This is a genomic window from Vasconcelosia minhoensis LEGE 07310 (assembly GCF_015207255.1).
GTDB lineage: Bacteria > Cyanobacteriota > Cyanobacteriia > Phormidesmidales > Phormidesmidaceae > Vasconcelosia > Vasconcelosia minhoensis.
The window spans coordinates 19626-38231 of record NZ_JADEXG010000027.1 but is presented as its reverse complement, the minus strand read 5'-3'; the positions used below and the strand labels follow the sequence as shown (position 1 = coordinate 38231).

Here is an 18606-nt window from a genome sequence, read left to right as displayed (position 1 = left end):
ATGCTCACTTATAAAGCTGGGCAACGTAGTCTCCATAGCCGTTATAAATCACCGTCGGCTTTCTTTCCCAGTCCCCCTGGCTGCCAGAGCCAATCAGCTTTTCAGTTTCCTGAGACCAGCGCGGGTGAGGGATCTCAGGGTTGACGTTGGCTTCAAAGCCATACTCATTTGGCGATAGGGTGTTCCAGTAGGTGGCGGGCTGTTCGGCGGTAAATTCAATCTTAACGATGGACTTAGCACCTTTGAAGCCATACTTCCAGGGCAAAACTGCGCGGATGGGAGCGCCGTGCTGTTTTGGTAAAGTACGTCCGTAGATCCCAACGGCAAAGAATGCCAGCTCGTTGGCCATTTCTTCTAGCCGCAGCCCCTCGTGGTAAGGCCAGGGCAGGTTTGAGAGCGAAAAAGTCGGGCCGGGAGTGATTTCCGGATCATAAAAGGACTCAAACCGGACGAATTTGGCCGCTGGCTGAGGAGCGGCGGCCTCCAGCAGAAGACGCATTGGGAAGCCAATCCAGGGCACTACCATGGCCCAGGCTTCGACACAGCGAAAGCGATAGACCCGCTCCTCCAGCGGAAATTTCTGCCGCAGATCGTCCAGGTCGTAGGTCTGAGGATTGTTCACTAGCCCGGTAACTTCAACCTGCCAGGGGTCAACCGGCAGGGCCTGGGCCTCAGACCAGATGGTCTTACTCTGGCCAAATTCGTAGAAATTATTGAATCGGCTCGCATATTTCTGCTCGGTAATTGACCGGTCTACCTGGGCAAAGTTGGGATTAGCCTCAACTCGTAGGGGTTCTCCCAGGGTCGCTTCAAACTGACGCCGTTCAGAGCTGCTGAGGGAACGACGGCAGCCGCCCAGCGCCGTCACCATCGACGCGCCTACGCCAGCGCCAATCGCCGTTTTGATGAACCGGCGGCGATTAAAAAAGGCAGACTCAGACGTAATCAGCCGGCTCGGCGACTGCCAGTCGGGACGGAGAGAGGGCATGGGCTCAGTTGGGATGACTGGTACCATTGTTACACTTTCAGCCCGTCGCAGACTGCTTCATGCTCAGCCCGCCTGCCAACCGCCAGTCTCAACTCAAGTTTCGAATGGGCTGTGCGGTCTGGGCGTTTAAAGATTGGGTGGGAGGTTTCTATCCCAGTGGCAGCCGCAGTGGGGATTTCCTTCGTCTGTACGGTGAGCGCCTGAGCGCGGTAGAGGGCAACACGACTTTTTATTCCATCCCCGATGTGGCAACGGTTGCCCGCTGGGCGGCGGCAACCCCATCGCAGTTTCGCTTTTGCCCCAAGCTGCCGCGCACAATCACCCACACAGGGCTACTCGCGCCGCACCAGACCGCTGCTCTAGATTTTCTCAACCGAATCCAGGGTCTAGGCCAGCGGCTTGGTCCAGTGATGGTTCAGCTCCCGCCCGCTTACAGCCCGGCCAGCCTGGATGACCTGAATCGGTTTTTGTCAGCCTGGCCTCGTCAGGCCGCACCAATCGCAGTAGAAGTGCGTCATCTCGACTGGTTTCGGCCACCCCATGAAGAGCGGCTTAATGCTCTACTCACTCAGCTGGGCATAGGGCGAGTCTTACTGGATACGCGGCCCGTCTATGCTTGGGAAGCACCCCAGGAAGACCCGCAGCGGCATTCCCAACGGCATAAGCCAAGAGTGCCGCTCCAGCCCGCTGTTACGGCTCCATTTGCGATCGCGCGCTATATCGGCCATCCCCAGCTCAATCGCAATATCCCCTATTTAACGAAATGGGTCGAGCATATTCGGCAGTGGCTGAATCAGGGAGCGCAGGTCTACTTTTTTGTCCACTGCCCGCAGGAAGTCAAATCGCCCGCGATCGCGCAGCGCTTCCAAGAGCTACTATTGCAGGCTCAGGTTCCTGTCCCACCGCTGTCCTGGCAGTTGGAAACGATTCCAGAGCAGCTCACTTTATTTTGAGTGATTTTGAATGGCGGACTTTATGCTGCAGAACGCTTGACGCGGGGGCTAATCGTTTTCCCAGTCTTCGCGTCCCATCAGATCGACAATTCGATCTCTCAGCAGAAAACCATTTTTTTCGAGTTCGCGCTCAACCCCGACCCATTCCCGAGCAGGAATGTACTTGCACAGGGTGTAAATTGGCTGCTGACGGCCAACGACGCCTTGATACACGAGCTGGCGGGCCTCGTCTTGAAGCAAATTGATGGAATACTGCAGCGACTGGAGCATAGCTACATCCTTTAGGTGTGTGAGAGGAAACTTGGAAGCGGAGTTTTCAAAGGAGTAAATGTTGCGGCTTGAACCCCTGAACTTTTGGAGTTCACGAAAAAATGTATTCAATCTTACTAAATAGCCTAAGCAATTTTTTATAAATGATCAAGCCTTGAATCTACTGAGATAGGGTTGATTCGGCCTCTATTGAGTGATAGAGGCTACCTCTGAGTGCCAGAACTATTCTAGGTATTTTGACCTAATGTCGCTCTATCAGAGCGTTTTAGTAATTCTTAAACCTTTGTAAAAAAACGGACAAAGCGATGCGCTACAGTCGGACTGATTTTCAGTTGAATGTGTCGGCTGAATTTAATGGCGGTTAGCCAGCCGCTGCCGACACAGCTCGATCGCCAGCTCAATCGCCGCTATCATGCTGGTCCCATCCGCTAGGCCCTGCCCGGCAATGTCAAAGGCCGTTCCATGGTCAGGCGATGTGCGAATGAACGGCAGACCGATGGTCGTATTGACCGCTCGGTCAAACGCCAGCAGCTTAACTGGAATCAGACCCTGATCGTGATACAGCGCCAGATAGGCATCGTGAGCGGCGGAGTGAGCCCCATGCCAGGCCTGGCCAGGACGAACCCAGAGCGTATCGGGGGGCACCGGCCCGTCCAGCTGAGCTTGGGGAAACCGCTGCCGCTGCTGGATGAGCCAGGGCAGCAGCCAGGATTTTTCCTCGTCTCCCAGCTGGCCCTGTTCGCCGCTGTGGGGGTTTAGTCCCGCGATCGCAATTCGCGGCTGACGCAGGCCAAAATCCTTTTTTAGGCAATCGATTAAAAGCTCTAATTTTACCGTCATCAGACTAGACGAAAGGGTGTCTGCAACAGTCCGCAGGGGAATGTGGGTGGTCGCCAGCAGGGTGCGTAAGGCCCAGCCGTTGTGGGGTGAGCGGGCCACAAACAGCATGCCAAACCGGGCCACTTCAGCCATTTCTGCCAGCAGCTCAGTCTGGCCGGGATAGCGATGGCCAGCCGCTAGCCAGGCTGATTTCGCAATCGGTGCAGTAACAATGCCGTCAAATTCGCCAGCCAGGGTTTTCGAGATCGCGGTTTGCAATGTCCGAAAGCTCAGCTCCCCGCTGGCCGCACTGCCGACCCCGGTTTGGATCGCCCGATTCCACTCAGCGCCAATCGCCAAGTCGATAAACGGCAGCGTATCTGGATCGGTGAGCTCAGCGGTTGACTCAGCGGAGGCAATGGTGCGGAGCTGTTCGTAGGTTTGATGACAAAGGGTGCGATCGCCGATTAGGGTAATCTCTGCCTGCTGTCGCAGCCGCTGATTCACGGCCCGCAGCACTACCTCTGGCCCAATCCCAGCGGCATCGCCTAGAGTCACTACCAACCGTGGCTTGGCGGTCAGGTCAGCGACCGGCAGCGGCGCTACACCCGAATTAGCTTGAGAAATAGGAGTCATTGCGTCAGCCTGATGCGATCGCCAAACTGATTTAGAATAGAAGCTACCAAACAGTTACGGTTGGCCTTTAGTTCCAAGCTAAAAGCTTTTCCTTAAAATACCAACTATTACTACAAAGACCAGGAGGATAGCTTCAGAATGGGTGGAGAAATTTTTTCAACCGCAGTTGTCGTTTTTACGACGGTGCTGATTGGCCTTAGCGTAGGGTTTCTGATGCTGCGGTTACAGGGCGGTGAAGAATAGCAGCCCGCCGGCTCAATCTGGCCCTATTCTGACTTAGAGACTTAGAGCCGTAAATCAGCCCAGCACAAATTTTCTGCTACGTAACGCCTTCTGCTAAGCTGAGGGCATTATTAAGTTTTGTTTACACTCCCTCATGGTTTTATTAGTCGTGGGTGCAACTGGCACCTTGGGAAGGCAAGTTGTCCGCCGGGCCTTAGATGAAGGCTACGAAGTGCGCTGCCTCGTCCGGAGTTTTCAACGCGCGAGTTTCTTGAGGGAGTGGGGAGCCCAGCTCGTTCGAGGTGACCTTTGCAAACCCGAGACCCTGCCACCCGCGCTAGAAGGCGCAACCGCAGTGATCGACGCGGCCACGTCCCGACCTGCCGAGGCAGGTGGCGTCTATGCGGTCGATTGGCAGGGCAAAGTCTCACTCATTCAGGCAGCGAAGAAGGCTGGAGTCGAGCGCTTTGTCTTCTTTTCCATCCTCGACGCTGAAAAATATCCCCATGTCCCCCTGATGGACGTTAAGCACTGCACCGAGAAGTTCCTAGCAGAGTCGGGGCTAGACTACACTATCTTGCGCCCCTGCGGCTTCCTGCAGGGGCTAATCAGCCAGTATGCTATCCCTGTTTTGGAGAAGCAAGCCGTTTGGGTCATGGGCGATGCCGCTCCGGTAGCCTACATGAATACCCAAGATATTGCCCGGTTCGCGGTTCAGGCTTTAAGGCAGCCCAAAACCGCCAATGCGACCTATCCGCTTGCCGGTAGCCGAGCTTGGGGCGCTTATGAAATCGTTCGGCTTTGTGAGCGCCTATCTGGACAAGATGCAAAAGTGTCTCAAATGCCTCTAGGACTGCTCCGGGGCGTGCGCAAGCTGGCTCGGTTTTTTCAATGGGGTTGGGACCTCTCCGACCGGCTAGCGTTTAGCGAAGTCAGCGCCAGTGGCGAGCCTTTGACTGCTCCTATGGACGAGGTCTACCCGGCGTTCGGCATCGACCCCAAGGAAATTACAACGCTAGAGGCCTATCTCAAAGAGTACTTTACCCGGATTATGAAAAAGCTCAAAGAGCTGGATTATGAACGGGATAAGGCTAAGAAAAAGAAGGTACCCTTCTAAAGCTTTTCCTTATAAATGGACGGACTGAGCTTGCCAACCCCTCCACAGGTTTTGAACTTTGTGCTAAGGTGGGACTCGTGAGCAGAAAGCTGTTCATCCCTTTACAGGAAGACCGTTTAGGATCAAGGAGGTGATGCCCATGTCAGATAGTTGTAAATGCATGGGTCTCCAGGTTGATGTAGTCCGGCTGCGAGCCGGGGCTGTTCTCTAGGGAACTGGCTTCAATATCATTTGAAACCGGTGTTTGCTAGAGTTCCTTCCGGCAGTCTGGTTTCAACCTGAAGACCCGCTAGACCGCTCCCATCCCCAAAGCGCTTTACCCAAGTGTTTTTCCTGGATGGGAGCGGATAGCTTTTTAAAGGGGTATTCCTCAAGCGTAGCCAGCGAAAGCTAAGGCTTGCTGAGCTACGCTACGGCAGCTCAGCGATGGCACGAAACTTTTAGGGAACTTTGCAGCGTCACATGCTGTCATAATGTATTTGGGATGATATTCTCTGCCCGCCAGGTCGCCTGACAAAGACAACTGCAAAAGTGGTCTATCCCCTAGCCGAACTGAAATGAATCTGCTAGCATCTGCTATAGCTCTGAAATTGGTTCGGTTTTTAAAGGCTTTGCGTAATACCAGATCGAACTCAGATTCAGCGGCTCTAGATCGAATTTTCAATGGAACTGTTTCCCTAATTTGGTCCTAGATTACTAAGGTGTGAGGAAAATACAATGACGAAAATGTTTTGGAGAACGCTGCTCGTTTACCCGGCAGCCCTCGGTGCAGCCCTAGCCTTCTCAGGAAGCGCTCTAGCGGCTGAGCCAGCAAGCCTTGATTCCCTATTAAATGCTGATTCTGTCAGCCTCGACGATGCTGAGAAGTCGGCTGACAAGCCAGCAGCAGAGCCTATTGCTGCCCCGACCGAGCTGGCTAGCGCCAACGCCCCAGCTGAAGCGCCCGCTTCGACTGCTCCGGTCAGCGTTGAAGCGCTGAGCAACGAGCCGGTTCAGCTGGCTCAGGTAACCAGCGTTTCTGAGCTGTCTGACGTCCAGCCTTCCGACTGGGCCTACACCGCCCTACAGCGACTGGTCGAAGAGTACGGCTGTATTGAAGGCTACCCCGACCGCACCTACCGCGGCAACCGGGCGCTGACCCGCTATGAGTTTGCCGCTGGTTTGAATGCGTGCCTGGACGTGGTGGTGCAGCTGATTGGCCCCGATGGCGACCTCGACACCATTCGTCGGTTGCAGGAAGAGTTTGCAGCTGAGCTGGCGACTCTGCGCGGTCGGGTGGACACGATTGAGGCTGACGTCGCGGAGCTGGAAGCTAACCAGTTCTCAACCACCACCAAGCTGCGCGGTCAGTTGGATGCTCACCTAATTGTCCCGATTGATGAGCCAATTGTTCAGGGGCTGCCAGGGGAAGATCCCCAAGACGAGGAAGTCACCTTTGACTATCGAGCTCGGTTGAACTTTGACACTAGCTTTACCGGCGAAGACCGGCTGCGGATTCGCCTGCAGGCCAATAGCGGGCAGACGGGCCTGACAGCGGTTCCTGGTGGCTTGGCGAACGGTGGTGGTAGTAACAGCTCGATCTTTTCTGAAGATGCTCCGGGGAAGATAACGTTGCACTCAACGACGTCTATTACAGCTTCCCAATCGGCAGCCGCATCAGCGCTATCATTGCGGCGAACAGTATCACGACTGACGACTTCGTCACCAGCACCATTGTGCCGTTTGACGGTCCATCAGTGGCTGATTTTGGCGGTCCTCAGTTCTACGACATCTTCTCTGGCGGTTCTTCATTTGCTGCCGGTGTAAACTTTGCCTTTACCGACAACCTCATCCTTGACTTAGGCTACGCGACGGATGACTCTGACAACCCGAATGAAGGCATCTTCGAGAACTACAGCTACATTGCGCAGCTCAACCTCTTAGATGTTGGTCCGTTCAACGTGGCGGCCACCTACATTGACGGAGACCAAGAAGGGATTGACTACACTGCTGCCGGTTTGGTCAGCCTCAACTTTGGCAACTTCGAGGTTGGGGGTTACTACTCCTACATCGACCTTGACGATGGAGAAACCGACTCATGGATGGGCGGTATTTCTATCTCTGATTTCCTTGGAGCTGGCAACACCCTCGGCGGTTACTATGGCCGTTCGCCCATTTTCCCCGATGGAGCATTGGATACGATTGATCGTAATCCGTATGTGGCTGAGGTTTACTACGAGATTGGCCTGAATGAGTTCTTCACGCTCACGCCCGCTGTTATCTACAGCGATCCTAACCAGCCTGGGGATGGCTTCGGCGATGCTCTGTATGGAGTGCTACGTAGTACTTTCCGCTTCTAAGCTGATTAGCGACTGAACTACTCAAAACGCAATCAATAACCCCCCGCAGTCATATGACTGCGGGGGGTTATTGATTACAGATTTGCATTTCCCTGACTCTGTCAACCATTGATTCAATCTGCTTAGAGAGTCAGCAGGAAGAGTGCGTTTAACCAAAGCTTAAACGCACTCTTTTTATAAATGTAATCTATGTTCTATTTCATCTGAGTGGAATCTACTAGTGTCATTTATAACTCCGGAGATAAGTTGGAATTCGGGGTCTATCTGTCAGACCAACCAAAGGTTTGGTCTTAATTTATTAAGGTGTGAGGAAAATACAATGACGAAAATGTTTTGGAGAACGCTGCTCGTTTACCCGGCAGCCCTCGGTGCAGCCCTAGCCTTCTCAGGAAGCGCTCTAGCGGCTGAGCCAGCAAGCCTTGATTCCCTATTAAATGCTGATTCTGTCAGCCTCGACGATGCTGAGAAGTCGGCTGACAAGCCAGCAGCAGAGCCTATTGCTGCCCCGACCGAGCTGGCTAGCGCCAACGCCCCAGCTGAAGCGCCCGCTTCGACTGCTCCGGTCAGCGTTGAAGCGCTGAGCAACGAGCCGGTTCAGCTGGCTCAGGTAACCAGCGTTTCTGAGCTGTCTGACGTCCAGCCTTCCGACTGGGCCTACACCGCCCTACAGCGATTGGTCGAAGAGTACGGCTGTATTGAAGGCTACCCCGACCGCACCTACCGCGGCAACCGGGCGCTGACCCGCTATGAGTTTGCCGCTGGTTTGAATGCGTGCCTGGACGTGGTGGTGCAGCTGATTGGCCCCGATGGCGACCTCGACACCATTCGTCGGTTGCAGGAAGAGTTTGCAGCTGAGCTGGCGACTCTGCGCGGTCGGGTGGACACGATTGAGGCTGACGTCGCGGAGCTGGAAGCTAACCAGTTTTCAACCACCACCAAGCTGCGCGGTCAGTTGGATGCTCACCTAATCGTCCCGATTGATGAGCCAATTGTTCAGGGGCTGCCAGGGGAAGATCCCCAAGACGAGGAAGTCACCTTTGACTATCGAGCTCGGCTGAACTTTGACACTAGCTTTACCGGCGAAGACCGGCTGCGGATTCGCCTGCAGGCCAATAGCGGGCAGACGGGCCTGACAGCGGTTCCTGGTGGCTTGGCGAACGGTGGTGGCAGTAGCAGCTCGATCTTTTCTGAAGATGCTGCCAGTGGGGAAGATAACGTCGCACTCAACGACGTCTATTACAGCTTCCCAATCGGCAGCCGCATCAGCGCTATCATTGCGGCGAACAGTATCACGACTGACGACTTCGTCACCAGCACCATTGTGCCGTTTGACGGTCCATCAGTGGCTGATTTTGGCGGTCCTCAGTTCTACGACATCTTCTCTGGCGGTTCTTCATTTGCTGCCGGTGTAAACTTTGCCTTTACCGACAACCTCATCCTTGACTTAGGCTACGCGACGGATGACTCTGACAACCCGAATGAAGGCATCTTCGAGAACTACAGCTACATTGCGCAGCTCAACCTCTTAGATGTTGGTCCGTTCAACGTGGCGGCCACCTACATTGACGGAGACCAAGAAGGGATTGACTACACTGCTGCCGGTTTGGTCAGCCTCAACTTTGGCAACTTCGAGGTTGGCGGTTACTACTCCTACATCGACCTTGACGATGGAGAAACCGACTCATGGATGGGCGGTATTTCTATCTCTGATTTCCTTGGAGCTGGCAACACCCTCGGCGGTTACTATGGCCGTTCGCCCATTTTCCCCGATGGAGCATTGGATACGATTGATCGTAATCCGTATGTGGCTGAGGTTTACTACGAGATTGGCCTGAATGAGTTCTTCACGCTCACGCCCGCTGTTATCTACAGCGATCCTAACCAGCCTGGGGATGGCTTCGGCGATGCTCTGTATGGAGTGCTACGTAGTACTTTCAACTTCTAAACAGGTCACTTTCAGCTCGCACTGCAGAAAGCCGTCATTTACAAGCGGCGGCTTTCTTAAGCGAAGCATTTCCTACACTTTAACCTAGCCACTGTATCCAAACTTAAATATCCCAAACCCCACCGGAGAACCGGAGTATAATAGAGGGGTTTCTGATTGACCAAGTTTGTGGAACTTTCCTGTAAAAGTGAATATGCGCTGCTGGCGCTAATCGAACTGAGTTTGTATTACAGCTGTGGCGAACCGCTGCAAATTCGGCAGATTGCGACGCAGCAAAATATTCCCGATCGCTATCTAGAGCAGCTCCTGGCGACGCTACGACGAGCTGGGCTGGTGAAGAGTCAGCGGGGGGCGAAGGGGGGATATTTGTTAACCCGCGAGCCCTGGAAAATTACGCTGTTGGAAATCATGGGCTGTATCGAAGGGTTTGAATCGACCGAGCGAAAACCTTCTGAAGGGGCAGAAAGCGCGGTAGTGTGCGAAATTTGGCAGGAGGCGAGACAGGCGGCTGAGGCCGTGCTGGCCAGGTATACGCTACAAGACCTGGTTGAGAAACGCAATGCCAAACGTCAGATGAACCTGATGTACTACATTTGAGGCGGCCGATGCGAATTGCGAATAATGTTACAGAGCTGATTGGCCATACGCCGCTGGTGCGGCTGAACCGCATCCCCGCGTCTGAAGGCTGCGTCGCTCAAATTTTAGTCAAGCTAGAGGGCCTCAATCCATCCGCTTCGGTCAAAGACCGGATTGGCATCAGCATGATTGAAGCGGCTGAGGCGGCCGGCGAAATTACGCCAGGTCAAACGACTTTAGTCGAGCCCACCTCTGGCAACACGGGGATCGCCCTGGCGATGGCGGCGGCGGCAAAGGGCTACCATCTCGTACTGACCATGCCTGAAACCATGAGTTCTGAGCGCCGAGCCATGCTCCGAGCCTATGGGGCTGAGCTAGAGCTGACGCCGGGGACATCAGGTATGGGCGGCTGCATCCAGCGGGCTCAGCAGCTACTCAACAGCCTGCCAGATGCCTATATGCTCCAGCAGTTTGACAATCCGGCCAATCCAGCGGTGCATCGGCAGACGACAGCCGAAGAAATCTGGCAGGATACCGACGGTCAGGTCGATTTTGTCGTGGCTGGGGTAGGAACGGGTGGCACAATCACGGGTGTCGCAGAGGCGCTCAAGCCGCGCAAGCCGGATTTCCGAGTCATTGCTGTTGAACCGGCCAACAGCCCTATTCTGTCTGGTGGTAAACCCGGCTCCCATAAAATACAGGGGATTGGCGCTGGGTTTGTGCCGGGTGTGCTCAGGCGAGATTTGATCGATGAGGTGATTGCGGTAGAAGATGAGGAAGCGATCTCGTTTGGCCGCCGTCTGGCCAGGGAGGAGGGTATCCTTTCGGGTATCTCTAGCGGGGCCGCTCTGTTTGCCGCGGTGAAACTCGCCCGTCGGCCAGAAAATGACGGTAAGCTAATTGTGATGGTTCAGCCGAGCTTTGGCGAACGCTACCTGAGCACGCCCCTATTCCAGGACCCAGAGCTGGTTGCACCGCTGTCTGTGAGCTAGGCCCAGACTAGGCCAGCTGCTCAGGTTTTGCGGGTAGCCGATCGCGGTTGGCTCCCCTAAAATGCTCCTATGGCAGAAATCAATCACTACACCACCCTAGGCCTGCCTGAGTCAGCGACCCAGGCTCAGATCAAGCAGGCCTACCGCCAGCTCGCCAAACAGCTCCATCCCGATAGCCGTCACCCAGCCGCCAGCCACGAGCAGATTACAGGCTTAAACGCAGCCTACGAGGTGCTCGGCAACCCCAGCAATCGGCAGCAGTATGACCGCTACCGGGCTTTCCAGCCGGGCCGGGCCGATCGCTCCTGGCGGCAGCGCACCGCTGATATGCAAAGCCAGTATCAGCAGCAGCGCCAGGCCGCTCGGGCGGCGGATAGTCAGCTTGATCGCTGGCTGCAAACGGTCTATGCCCCAATCGATCGGCTGATTAGCAAGATTGTCGATCCGCTTTCGGCAGAGGTGCGATCGCTCTCAGCCGACCCCTTTGATGATGAGCTGATGGCAGACTTTCAAGCGTATTTAGAAGACTGCCGCGAGCAGCTAGAGACGGCCCAGCGTCAGTTTAAATCGATGGCAAATCCGCCCACGGTGGCTGGTGTGGCCGCTAACCTTTACTACTGCCTAAACCAGCTGGAAGACGGTATCGAAGAAATGGAGCGCTTTACCTATTGCTACGAAGAGAGCTATCTGCATACGGGCCAGGAGCTGTTTCGGATTTCTGTCGGGCTGCGGCAGGAGGCCAGGGCAGGCATGGGAGCGTTTGCCTAATCCTGTAGTCGGGCCAGGGGTTGCGCCGAAATTAGTCGGCAGGGTTCCAAAAAGCCTTGATAGAATAGTGGTTTACTCTCCAGGCTCAGAACTTTGATGATGTCGCTGCCAATCGTCGCGATTATTGGTCGCCCCAACGTGGGCAAGTCAACCGTAGTGAACCGGCTGGCTGGCGGTCGCGAGGCGATTGTCTTCGATCAGCCTGGGGTCACCCGCGATCGCACCTACCAGCCTGCTTTTTGGCAAGACCGCGAGTTCATGGTCGTCGATACCGGCGGTCTGGTATTTGACGACGATACGGAATTTTTGCCCTACATTCGCGAGCAGGCCCTGGCGGCGCTGGTCGAGGCGGCGGCGGCGATTTTTGTGGTAGACGGGCAGACCGGTCCGACCGAGGGCGATCGCGAAATCGCCACCTGGCTGCGTCAGCAGCCCGTACCGGTGCTGCTGGCAGTGAATAAATGCGAGTCGCCCGATCAGGGATTGGTTCAGTCTGCTCAATTTTGGGAGCTGGGGCTGGGCGAGCCCCACCCAGTTTCGGGCATCCACGGGAACGGTACTGGTGAGCTGCTGGACGCGCTGGTGGCCCATCTGCCGCCGGTTGACCAGCTGGCGGCCACGGATGAAATCCGAGTCGCGATCGCAGGGCGACCCAACGTTGGCAAATCCAGCCTGCTGAACGCCTTTGTGGGCAACAATCGAGCTATTGTCAGCCCAATTTCAGGTACGACTCGGGACGCGATCGATACGGTGGTACAGCGAGGGGATCAGGTCTATCGGCTAATCGATACTGCTGGCATCCGGCGGAAAAAGAATGTGGACTATGGCCCTGAATTTTTCGGGATCAACCGAGCGTTCAAGGCAATTCGCCGTGCCGACGTGGTGCTGCTGGTAATCGACGCGGTGGACGGCGTTACCGAGCAAGACCAGAAGCTGGCCGGGCGCATCGCTGATGATGGCCGCGCCTGCGTGATTGTGGTGAATAAGTGGGACGCTGTCGAAAAAGACACCTATACCATCTATGACTTCGACAAGCAGATTGCGGCAAGGCTACATTTTGTAGATTGGGCCAAGCGGCTTTACGTCAGCGCTATGACCGGTCAGCGCGTCCCCAAAATTTTTGATGCTGTCGATGCTGCCGTAGCTCAGCACCGGCGACGAGTCACCACCTCTGTAGTGAATGAGGTGCTGGAAGAAGCCGTCAGCTGGCATACGCCACCGACCACCCGCCAGGGCCGCCAGGGCCGAATTTACTACGGCACTCAGGTTACCGCTCAGCCGCCTTCCTTTGCCCTATTTGTCAACAGCCCGTCCTTAATTGGTGAAAACTATCGCCGCTATATCGAGCGCCAGTTTCGCCAGAATCTAGGCTTTGACGGTTCTCCCATTCGCCTGCTGTGGCGCGGTAAAAAGACCCGCGACCTGGAGCGCGACAGCGTCAACCGGGCCACCAAGGTCTAGCGGAGGCAGTCAATGGATCTGCTGCGATCGCTGCCGCTGGGCCTCTACCTCGAACAGCCGGTGACCTGGCTGCACCGGGTGGATATTCGGGTGAAGCTGGCCTGGCTGCTGAGTATTCTGCTGGCCCCGATTCTGGCCAATCCGACCTGGCGACTGGCGATTGTCGTCCTGCTGATCCTGCTCACCCTCACCGCCCGCATTCCGCTGCGCGTCTGGCGGCAGCAGATGGGCTGGCTGCTAGTGCTGTGTCTGCTGATTGCCGGACTGATTATGGTCATGCCAGATGGGATTGCCGTCACCCAGCAGCCCCGATTGCCCGGGCTGGAACAGCTCAGCGGCTTGGACAATCCGCCCGAAGATCTCACCGGTTTGGACCGTCCGCCTGAAGATCGGTCGCTTCCTCAGCCGACCGGCTATCGCTATGTGCTGCTTGAGCTGGGCTGGCTAAAGGTGACCCAGCAGTCAATGCAGCTCGCGATCAAAACCGGAACGCTGCTGTTCACGCTAATCTACGGCACTAACCTATTTTTGCTAACTTCTGCACCCGAGGAAATTACGGCGGGGTTAGAGGACCTGATGCAGCCGCTGCGATGGCTCAACATTCCGGTGACTGAGATTGCGCTGACGCTGACTTTGGCCCTGCGCTTTATTCCCTTGGTTTTAGAAGAAGTCCAAAATTTAGTCCGCTCTGTCCGCACCCGGGCGATCAACTGGCAAAAGTTGGGCCTGCGCCGCGCCGCGGGAATCTGGCTGATGCTATCGGAGCGGCTACTAGAAAACCTGCTGCTGCGGGCGGATCAAATTGCCAGCGCGATGCGCGTGCGCGAGTTTACCAGCCCCAATCGGCATCGGGTCCAGTGGCATCAGCTGAGGCTGCACTGGTGGGACTGGGCCGTTTTACTCGGGCTAGCCCTGTTTTGGTGGGGCCGTCTGGCCTGGGGAGGCGCTGTGTGAGCCCAGCTGATCGCTGCTGGCAGCGCCTGCCGCTGGCCCAGCGCACCGGGTCGGAAGTGTTCGCAGCGCTGTTCCAGTCCGGCACGAGTCGGCCGGGGATCGCCGGTATTGCGACTTTGCTGGAGAGCCCTTACCCGACGGTTGAAGCCGGTGCGCCAGCGCGATACTCCATCTGTGCTGGGCCGCCGCATCTGCGACATGATGATCCCCAGCTCTGGACGCCAGCGGTGGGAGAAATCTTGCCGCTGCTTCGCCGCTTGGCGGCGGCCGCCGTTCCACCCCCTCAGTCTTGCCCTTGTCCAGAGCTGCCCTTTATCGGTGGCTGGCTGGGTTGGCTGGGCTACGACCTCGCTTGGGAGATCGAGCGACTGCCCCGGCTTCGCCCGGATCCCCTCCCTTTTCCGGTTGCTTTTTGGTACGAACCCGCCCAGTTTGCCGTATTGGACCATCAGGCTCAGGTCCTATGGCTAGCGGCTCCTAGCCTAGCGGAGCTGGCTGAGCTGAAGGCAAAACTGGCCCGGCCGCTACCGCTGGGGGAATCGTCTGAACAGGTCACCGACGCACTGACGCTGGCTACAGACCGGACGGCGTTTATCGCGGCTGTCGGCCAGGCTCAGGACTCGATTCGAGCCGGTGACGTTTTTCAGGTCAACCTTTCGCTGCGCTTTAGTACGCACACATCGGCCAGCAGCTGGCAGGTCTATCGGGCTTTGCAGCGCATTAACCCCTCTCCCTTTGCCAGCTATTGGCATACGCCCTGGGGCGCTGTGAGCAGCTGCTCCCCAGAGCGGCTGGTGGCGCTGCGCGATCGCACTGCCCAGACTCGGCCCATTGCGGGTACTCGTCCTCGAGGCGAGACGGCCACTGCCGACCAGGTCCTAGCTCAGACCCTGGGGCGGCATCCCAAAGAAATAGCCGAACATATTATGCTGGTAGACCTGGAGCGCAATGACCTGGGCCGGGTCTGTCGCTGGGGATCGGTTCAGGTCGATGAGCTGATGACCATCGAGCGCTATAGCCATGTGATCCACTTAGTCAGCAATATCATCGGCCAGCTGCGACCCGACCAAACCGCCGCCGATCTGATTGCGGCGATGTTCCCCGGCGGCACTATTACCGGCTGTCCCAAAGTCCGCTGTATGGAGCTGATCGAAGCGCTAGAGCCGGTTCGACGCAGTCTGTTTTATGGTTCGGCTGGCTACCTGGATGCCCGTGGACACCTCGATCTTAATATCCTGATTCGCACTCTGCTAATGGCCCGGGTTAGCCAGTCGGGGCATCAGCAGGGCGGCCATCGGGTTTGGGGCCAGGTTGGGGCCGGAATTGTGGCTGACAGCCTACCCGAGCAGGAATGGCTGGAGTCGCTGCAGAAGGCAAAAGCTCAGCTGCTTGCTCTGGGACTTTCCTAGGGGCTGAGCGAGCATAAACTTTTGGGCGACTGAGCAGGTTTTTGGGATTGCAGAAGGAAAACGCTGTAAACTCTTCCCAAATAGGAACAAGCGCATTTGAAGGCGAGTTCACTTGCCGACTGCGATCGCGATAAGCCTGAATGAGCACAGAAACCTATCTCAACCATCCCAACTTTGGCCTGCTCTTCAGGGTTTGCCTCGTCGAAGAGAACCAGGAACTCTTCGCCACCCTGTATGCCCAACGCTTGTTTTTCCTGGTCAAGAATTCGGCAGCCGGACTGTCCTTTGACCCGGTCGGGCGGAACGAGGCCCGGCTGATACTGGAAAATCGAATTCGAATCCTGCGGCGGGCTGGGCAGCATGGCGAATACGATCGCCTCCAGAAGACCTATCAGCAAACCTTTCAATGACCCCCGCTGCGGCTGCGATCGCGGAGCGCCTGGCAGCGGTGCGTGCCACTATCCCCGCTCGGGTGCGGCTGATTGCCGTGACCAAAACCTTTTCAGCAGAGGTCGTCCGCGCTGCCTATGAGGCTGGCCTGCGCGACTTCGGCGAAAATCGAGTGCAGGAAGCGATCGCTAAGCAGGCTGAGCTTTCTGACCTGAGCGGCATGACCTGGCATCTGATTGGCCGGCTACAGTCGAACAAGTCTCGCAAGGCGCTCGAGCATTTCCAGTGGATTCACTCGATTGACAGCCTGAAGCTAGCAGAACGGCTGAACCTGCAGGCCGCCGAGCTAGACCTGCGACCCAGCTGCTGTCTTCAGCTGAAGCTGCGGCCCGACCCAAACAAGGGGGGACTGACTCTGGCTGAACTTCAGAGGGACCTGTCGGACTATGCCCAGATGCAGCACCTCAACATCACGGGATTAATGGCGATCCCCCCCCAGGGGCTAGAGCCGGACGAGACGCAAGCCGTTTTTATTCAGACCCAGGAGATCGCGAAAATGATCAACCAAATGGCATTTCCCCATCTCAAAATCAGCCAGCTTTCGCTCGGAATGTCAGCCGACTACCCCCTAGCAATTGCTGCTGGCTCAACCATGATCCGGCTGGGAACGCTACTTTTTGGCCAGCGTCAACGTCGAACTGGAGCGCAAAACTAAAAAATAATCCTGCTAGCAATTGACATTTTGGGGAAAGTATGTGGTAATTCTTTTAAGTCTGAGATGAGAGCCTAGTCTACTTGCTTTGAAATTCGTGTATACTGTTGACTCAATTACTGCTAGCGCCTGCGGGGCATCCATAAAATGCTGATCTCCGCCTAGCCTACCGGGATATTCTTGACTGAGCACTTTTGCTGCGGTGACGGACTTCCCCTAAGTTTTGGAGCGCTTTAAAAGCGAGTAATTGGATAATATTTGGTAGTCCCAGACCCCCTGCAAATTTTTCAGCTTCAGCATTGCCCCCATGAGGAAGCAGAGATTTTTAGAAAAGTCCCCCGGAAGTCCTTATTTTTACTTTTCAGCGTCCTCGATGTGTGTATGCTGACGGTGATAACGATGTCAAGTTCGCAAAAGTCGTGATGGAGTTATAGGTTATGAGTAATCTTTTCACTAAGCTACGTGATTTTGTCGGTCTTAACGATCCGGCTGACTATGAATATGAATACGACGAGGTAGATGGCGAAGACTACCAAAACCTCTATGAAGAGGATACGCAGTCAGAGCCGCTGCCGCCGGTACCAGTCCCGAATCGTGCCGAGTCTCAAGAAGAGCCTCGCATTCGTCGTCGTATTCGCGAACGGGATCTGTCCTCTGAATCTGGTGTGGTTTCAATGAACAATGTAATCGGTATGCCTGGTGCTATGAACGGAACATCTGAAGTGATTGTGATGGAGCCCCGCTCCTTTGAGGAAATGCCTCAGGCGCTACAGTCGCTGCGTGAGCGGAAATCTGTAGTTCTCAACCTGACGATTATGGATCCCGACCAAGCCCAGCGCGCGGTAGACTTTGTGGCCGGTGGAACCTACGCCATGGACGGTCATCAGGAGCGAATTGGTGAGAGTATTTTCCTGTTTACCCCAAACTGCGTCCAGGTCAGCATGCCGTCTGATCTAGACCATGCCGTACCGACTATGCCCGATCCGATGCCGGCTATGCCGCGTCAGGCGGCACCGACACCGGCCTGGGCAACCGAGCAAATTGCTCGAATGGCTTAGCTGGCCTAGTCAACATCGCTTTTGCGATCAGACCTTTCATCCGAATGGTTGGCAAAATTCAGGCCTAGCACTTCTGAAGTGTCCCATTACAGACAAATCCAATATCTCGATGTTTCACCATTCGAGGTATGCTAAATGTGCTGAAAGCATTCTGTAAAGGGGACTGATTCTTTTGCCGGCGCGACTTGGCATCATTGGCGGCGGGGTAATGGGGGAAGCCCTATTATCTCGCCTTCTTGCATTAGGGCATTATGAACCTAGACAGGTATTAACGAGCGATCCCTCACCTGAGCGCAGGCATACGCTCACCGAACAGTACGATATTCGCGTCACTGACAGCAATCGCGAAGTAATTGAGTCTAGCCAAACGATTCTGCTAGCGGTAAAACCCCAGGTTTTCGACCGGGTAGCCAACGATTTTCAAGGGGTGCGTTGCGAGGTTTCTCCATTAATACTGTCGATTTTAGCTGGGGTGACACTGGCCAGGTTAGAGGCGGCGATTCCCGGCTGGCCAATTGTCCGCGTCATGCCCAATACGCCGGCGACGGTTGGAGTTGGCATGACGGCGATTTCTCCCGGTAGTCGGACGCTAGCTGAGCATAGTGAGCTAGCCGAGCATATTTTTAAGGCTGTTGGCCAAGTTGTTCGGGTACCTGAGGCCTTGATGGATGCGGTCACGGGGTTGTCGGGCTCGGGACCGGGCTACGTGGCTGTGGTGATTGAGGCGCTAGCCGACGGTGGCGTAGCGGCAGGTCTGCCGCGAGCTGTAGCCAATCAGCTGGCGGTGCAGACGGTATTGGGAACGGCGCAGCTGCTGCAGCAGACGGGGATGCATCCAGCCGTACTCAAAGACCGCGTTACCAGTCCGGGAGGGACGACGATTATGGGCGTTGCCTGTCTTGAAGAGCTGGGGCTGCGGTCGGCTCTGATCGAAGCGGTGCTAGCCGCGAGTAAACGGTCTCGTGAGCTGGGCGCTCAGGCCGGCGGCAAGAATTAG

The 18606-nt window shown here is 55.9% G+C and carries 19 protein-coding genes; 16 read left to right on the top strand and 3 right to left on the bottom strand.

Features of this window, described 5'->3' with window-relative positions:
• Positions 1–4 precede the first annotated feature (4 nt).
• Positions 5–988 carry a protein-methionine-sulfoxide reductase catalytic subunit MsrP gene (gene msrP / locus IQ241_RS12860; protein WP_193907712.1) on the bottom strand — a complete coding sequence of 328 codons (984 nt, stop codon included), beginning with the start codon at positions 986–988 and terminating at the stop codon, positions 5–7.
• A gap of 59 nt (positions 989–1047) precedes the next feature.
• Between msrP and IQ241_RS12855 the strand changes: the two genes are divergently transcribed.
• Complete coding sequence (locus IQ241_RS12855) at positions 1048–1941, top strand: DUF72 domain-containing protein (RefSeq protein ID WP_193907704.1); 894 nt, start codon at positions 1048–1050, stop codon at positions 1939–1941.
• 48 nt (positions 1942–1989) lie between these two features.
• Here IQ241_RS12855 and IQ241_RS12850 read toward each other — a convergent pair whose 3' ends face one another.
• Positions 1990–2211 carry a DUF4327 family protein gene (locus tag IQ241_RS12850; RefSeq protein WP_193907702.1) on the bottom strand — a complete coding sequence of 74 codons (222 nt, stop codon included), beginning with the start codon at positions 2209–2211 and terminating at the stop codon, positions 1990–1992.
• A gap of 351 nt (positions 2212–2562) precedes the next feature.
• A complete protein-coding gene (gene pdxA / locus IQ241_RS12845) occupies positions 2563–3666 on the bottom strand; it encodes a 4-hydroxythreonine-4-phosphate dehydrogenase PdxA (RefSeq protein WP_193907700.1) in 1104 nt (367 codons plus the stop codon).
• Positions 3667–3804: 138 nt separating this feature from the next.
• Between pdxA and petM the strand changes: the two genes are divergently transcribed.
• The 15 genes from petM (at position 3805) to proC (ending at position 18606) form a co-directional block, all read left to right on the top strand.
• Positions 3805–3909, top strand: a complete 105-nt coding sequence (petM, locus tag IQ241_RS12840; protein ID WP_193907698.1) for a cytochrome b6-f complex subunit PetM — start codon at positions 3805–3807, stop codon at positions 3907–3909.
• A gap of 133 nt (positions 3910–4042) precedes the next feature.
• On the top strand, positions 4043–5005 hold the full coding sequence (locus IQ241_RS12835; protein ID WP_193907695.1) for an SDR family oxidoreductase: 963 nt from the start codon (positions 4043–4045) through the stop codon (positions 5003–5005).
• Positions 5006–5722: 717 nt separating this feature from the next.
• Positions 5723–6811, top strand: a complete 1089-nt coding sequence (locus IQ241_RS12830) for an iron uptake porin (protein WP_193907693.1) — start codon at positions 5723–5725, stop codon at positions 6809–6811.
• Positions 6742–7344, top strand: coding sequence for a carbohydrate porin (locus IQ241_RS12825; protein ID WP_193907690.1), 603 nt, complete (start codon positions 6742–6744; stop codon positions 7342–7344). The genes IQ241_RS12830 and IQ241_RS12825 overlap by 70 nt, the downstream gene beginning before the upstream one ends.
• Positions 7345–7663: 319 nt before the next feature.
• On the top strand, positions 7664–9289 hold the full coding sequence (locus tag IQ241_RS12820) for an iron uptake porin (RefSeq protein ID WP_228021653.1): 1626 nt from the start codon (positions 7664–7666) through the stop codon (positions 9287–9289).
• Between the two features lie 168 nt (positions 9290–9457).
• Positions 9458–9886 carry an RrF2 family transcriptional regulator gene (locus IQ241_RS12815; RefSeq protein ID WP_193907779.1) on the top strand — a complete coding sequence of 143 codons (429 nt, stop codon included), beginning with the start codon at positions 9458–9460 and terminating at the stop codon, positions 9884–9886.
• Positions 9887–9894: 8 nt separating this feature from the next.
• Positions 9895–10857 carry a cysteine synthase A gene (gene cysK / locus IQ241_RS12810; protein ID WP_193907688.1) on the top strand — a complete coding sequence of 321 codons (963 nt, stop codon included), beginning with the start codon at positions 9895–9897 and terminating at the stop codon, positions 10855–10857.
• 69 nt (positions 10858–10926) lie between these two features.
• Positions 10927–11625, top strand: coding sequence for a J domain-containing protein (locus tag IQ241_RS12805; protein WP_193907686.1), 699 nt, complete (start codon positions 10927–10929; stop codon positions 11623–11625).
• Between the two features lie 99 nt (positions 11626–11724).
• Positions 11725–13086, top strand: a complete 1362-nt coding sequence (der, locus tag IQ241_RS12800; RefSeq protein WP_193907777.1) for a ribosome biogenesis GTPase Der — start codon at positions 11725–11727, stop codon at positions 13084–13086.
• A gap of 12 nt (positions 13087–13098) precedes the next feature.
• Complete coding sequence (locus IQ241_RS12795; protein WP_193907684.1) at positions 13099–14040, top strand: energy-coupling factor transporter transmembrane component T family protein; 942 nt, start codon at positions 13099–13101, stop codon at positions 14038–14040.
• The gene (locus tag IQ241_RS12790) at positions 13944–15449 is read left to right on the top strand and encodes an anthranilate synthase component I (protein ID WP_193907682.1); all 1506 of its coding nucleotides are present in this window, start codon (positions 13944–13946) and stop codon (positions 15447–15449) included. Before IQ241_RS12795 ends, IQ241_RS12790 begins: the two co-directional genes overlap by 97 nt.
• Before the next feature lie 140 nt (positions 15450–15589).
• The gene (gene pipX, locus IQ241_RS12785; protein ID WP_193907680.1) at positions 15590–15859 is read left to right on the top strand and encodes a transcriptional coactivator PipX; all 270 of its coding nucleotides are present in this window, start codon (positions 15590–15592) and stop codon (positions 15857–15859) included.
• Complete coding sequence (locus tag IQ241_RS12780; RefSeq protein ID WP_193907678.1) at positions 15856–16554, top strand: YggS family pyridoxal phosphate-dependent enzyme; 699 nt, start codon at positions 15856–15858, stop codon at positions 16552–16554. Before pipX ends, IQ241_RS12780 begins: the two co-directional genes overlap by 4 nt.
• Before the next feature lie 434 nt (positions 16555–16988).
• On the top strand, positions 16989–17609 hold the full coding sequence (locus IQ241_RS12775) for a cell division protein SepF (protein ID WP_193907676.1): 621 nt from the start codon (positions 16989–16991) through the stop codon (positions 17607–17609).
• Positions 17610–17781: 172 nt separating this feature from the next.
• Positions 17782–18606, top strand: coding sequence for a pyrroline-5-carboxylate reductase (gene proC, locus IQ241_RS12770; RefSeq protein WP_193907675.1), 825 nt, complete (start codon positions 17782–17784; stop codon positions 18604–18606).